The organism is Limnochordia bacterium (assembly GCA_023230925.1).
Classification (GTDB): domain Bacteria; phylum Bacillota; class Limnochordia; order DUMW01; family DUMW01; genus JALNWK01.
On the sequence record JALNWK010000102.1, the window covers coordinates 1 to 3,386 of the forward strand.

The 3,386-nt window shown below is 50.4% G+C and carries 1 protein-coding gene; it reads left to right on the forward strand.

Annotated features, from left to right (window positions below; translation table 11 throughout):
- Nucleotides 1-1,933 precede the first annotated feature (1,933 nt).
- On the forward strand, nt 1,934-3,190 hold the full coding sequence (locus M0Q40_12595; GenBank protein MCK9223425.1) for an extracellular solute-binding protein: 1,257 nt from the start codon (nt 1,934-1,936) through the stop codon (nt 3,188-3,190).
- Nucleotides 3,191-3,386 lie beyond the last annotated feature (196 nt).

Consider the following 3,386-nt stretch of genomic DNA (forward strand, 5'->3'; position numbering starts at 1 on the left):
GCATCTTGCATCGTTATTATCCAACGACTGAAGCTTGCTAGGAGCCGTGTACGGGTCCGTACGCACGGTTCTTTGAGAGGGCCGCCGCTAGGAAAGACCACCTAGCGGCACCCTACTCGATTTTTTTCAACGGGGGTTGACGATGTTTCATGTTTATGTTAATCTATAGACAATATATCCATAATACGGGGTGAGTATCCACGATGTGACCAAAGAGAGCTGGAGCCTGCCCTATAGTAAAGGTGGAACCGATACTGGCCTACGCTGTATATATCTAGCGAAGAACAGAAGCGTCCGCTAGCTGTCGATCGCGAGCCAAGCCAGTACATCCGACGACTGTACGTGTGGAAGAGCAATGGATGCGGTATTCGGCGGTTGCTGTTTGCGAAATACAAGAGTCGAGATTTGCTTTCAGGATTTGTATGTAGACTTTGTCGGGTCGCGTTATGCTAGATGAACTTGATGCCTTTGTGTAGACCAGTTGAACCAGTATCGAGTCAGGGAAGAAGGAATTGGATCGTTGACTCTTTAGATAGACTATCAGGTCTGATTGCCGCAACATGCACGTCAATGTACCAGGATGGCTCTTTGGACCTGAAGCAGGTGACGCCCATAGTAGAGTACCTCATTAGTCGGGAGACCAGCGGCATGTATGTGTGCGGAAGGACCATCCCTAACCATCGAAGAGCGGTGCCAGACCGTGGAGGCATACATTAAAGCCGCGGACGGCCGGATCCCGGTGATTACTTAAGTTAGTCATGATTTCTTGGAGGAAGCAAGCTTGCTCGATATTTAGCGGAGGTAGGAGCAGATGCTGTTGCCGCCAAGTTACGTAAAGTGTGGTTCTTTACAGGTGCTGGTCGGTTGCCTTGGGGAGATTGCTGGGGTGTGCCTATTCATTTTCTGTTGCTACATTCCGCACTAACCGGTTGCGATATGGATCTTGGATAGGGTACCGGAACGAATTCCAAATGTAGCTGGTGCCAAGTATAGTGTACCGTCTATACATGGACTTCAAAGATGTGTCAATCTTTCCCATGGCCATTTGATATGACTATTTGGGATTGACAGAATGATGCTTGGTGCTTTGGTGATGGGTGCAACAGGAGCCATTGGTAGTACTGACTACTCTGCAGCACTGCTATACCACCGGCTTGTTGGGGCTCACAAAAAGGTGATGCGGACCGGGCCAAAGATGTAGCAGATATGGTGCGGATTCTTGTACGGTTTGGGGGTCCACCAACGATTAAAGCCATGATTGCGATTGATTAGGCTTGACTGTAGTCCCTTGCGATTGCCCCTAGCCACTTTACTAATGCAGAATTGAAAGAGCTAGAAAAAGTGCTGAACTTCCGGGGTACATTCGCATGGATCGGCCTGGAGCAAAGGTGATGAGCCTATAGAATAATTGAGTGTCTTGGACATGGTGTAGAGACTTAGGACTTCGGGATCTGGGTGGGGACGTTTGGTTGGGATAAGCCTAAGGGGAACAGCTAGTTTCCAAGGCTAATATGTTGCCCAGTATTGGAGTTTGCGAAATGGCATTAAGAGTAAGGGCGTGATGTTGGCAAGAAGAATAATCGTCACCAAAGGGAAGGGCAATACGGAAGGAATGTGAGCTCGTTGCATTGAAGGCTTCCCACCGGATACTAGGATCTGCGGCTTTATGAGCCAATTTATCAGAGCCGATGCGAGCTTGGGTGTTCTGCCCTTCGAAAAACCAAACAGCTCCGGTCTTTGCTGTGCTAGTAACGTGAAACAGCGAGGGCTAGTGAGCCTGAACAGAAAAACCAGACCAGAAACGGAGGTGATACCGTCACTGACGGCTGTCCGCTGTTGATTTGTGCGATTCATTGTCGATGTAGTTTGTATTTAGTACTAGATTCGCAGAACATAGTAATAGTGTAGCGAAGTTACAAGGAGGTTATTGACTGTGAGACAGATCAGAAGTGTACTTGTCATTCTTCTAGGGATCATGTTTGCGCTGAGTGGCGCATCGCAAGCTAAAGTGAAGCTCATCTATACAAACAATGTCAGTGACGTGACGGCAAACGTGGAGCAACAATTGATCGACCTGTTTATGGCTGAGAACCCCGAAATCGAAGTGGAGTATCATAATGCACCTATTACTCCTGAGCAGCTTTTGCTGTGGACAGCCGGCGGTATGTGCCCGGACGTCTTCATGGTTCATAGCCATACTGTTAGCGAGCTGGTAGGTCAGGGCCTTTTAGCACCCCTTGATGAGCATGTCTGCAAAGACGGAGAGGTTGATGTGGAGGATCTATTCCCCGAGGGAGTTGAAGAGTTCTCCCATGAAGGTGTGCTCTATGGTATTCCCTATGAGTATCATATGGTTGCTGCACTGTTTTATAATGTCAATGCGGTTGCTGAATCCGGGCTTGCGCCACCTCCATCCGAATGGCCGTGGGAGGATTTCTTGAAGTATGCTGCTAAACTAACGAGAATGGACGGTAATGAGATCACACGGTGGCCGTTTTATACGTACCACCCCCTCAACTTTATGCATAGTTGGGGTGGCGCACTTGTGGATGACTGGCGTAATCCTACCGATACGCTCATCGACTCAGCCGAGGCAATCGCAGGCTACGAGGCCTATGTAAGCCTCAATACCTTGGGGTTGATGGCACCATCAGGGTATTACACCCAATTGTTCTTATCAGGAACCGTCGCGATGGTAGTCAGTGGACTTTGGGGATCGTACTCCTTTGCTGATGCGAATTTCGAGTGGGACATTACGCTCCCCCCGCTTGGTGAGGGGCCGTCAGGTGGTCGCGGCTACGAATTCGTCAGCCGTGCACTAGGGATGAGTGCCCAAACCAAGCACGCGGAAGAAGCATTCAAACTGCTCAAATTTCTTGCCTACGACGAACGGGCGTTAAAGACTAGAGCATTGTCAATCGCTTCGCAAGGCGTCCAAGGAGAGATGCCCGCGCGGATTTCTGTGGCCCGTGGTGAGGCCTTTGTTGCCAACGATCTTGGTCCCAAAAACAAAATGCTGATGCTTATGGTCGCCGACGACGTGTACCGTATGCCGCGTCACCCTGAAGCGCGACGCATCTGGAACTTGGGAAACCAGGTGGGGGTGCGTGGCATTCAGGGGGAATCAATCCGTAACGTGGCTATCAGTGTGGCAGAGCAAGTCCGGGCGATCCTGCGGCAGGACAGGTAGCGGGAATGGGATGTATACGGCTCCGATGAATCGCACCATCGGGGCCTCCTTGTGTGCCCAGCATGTATGCTGGGCCGAAGGGTTGAAAGAAACCCTGTCGCCTAACTAGCGGGAAGACAATCCGTAGGCAAGGGCGCCACTGGTAACGGTGGGGTCCGAAGGAAGTCGAAGGAAGAACATGGAACGTAGCGCAAGC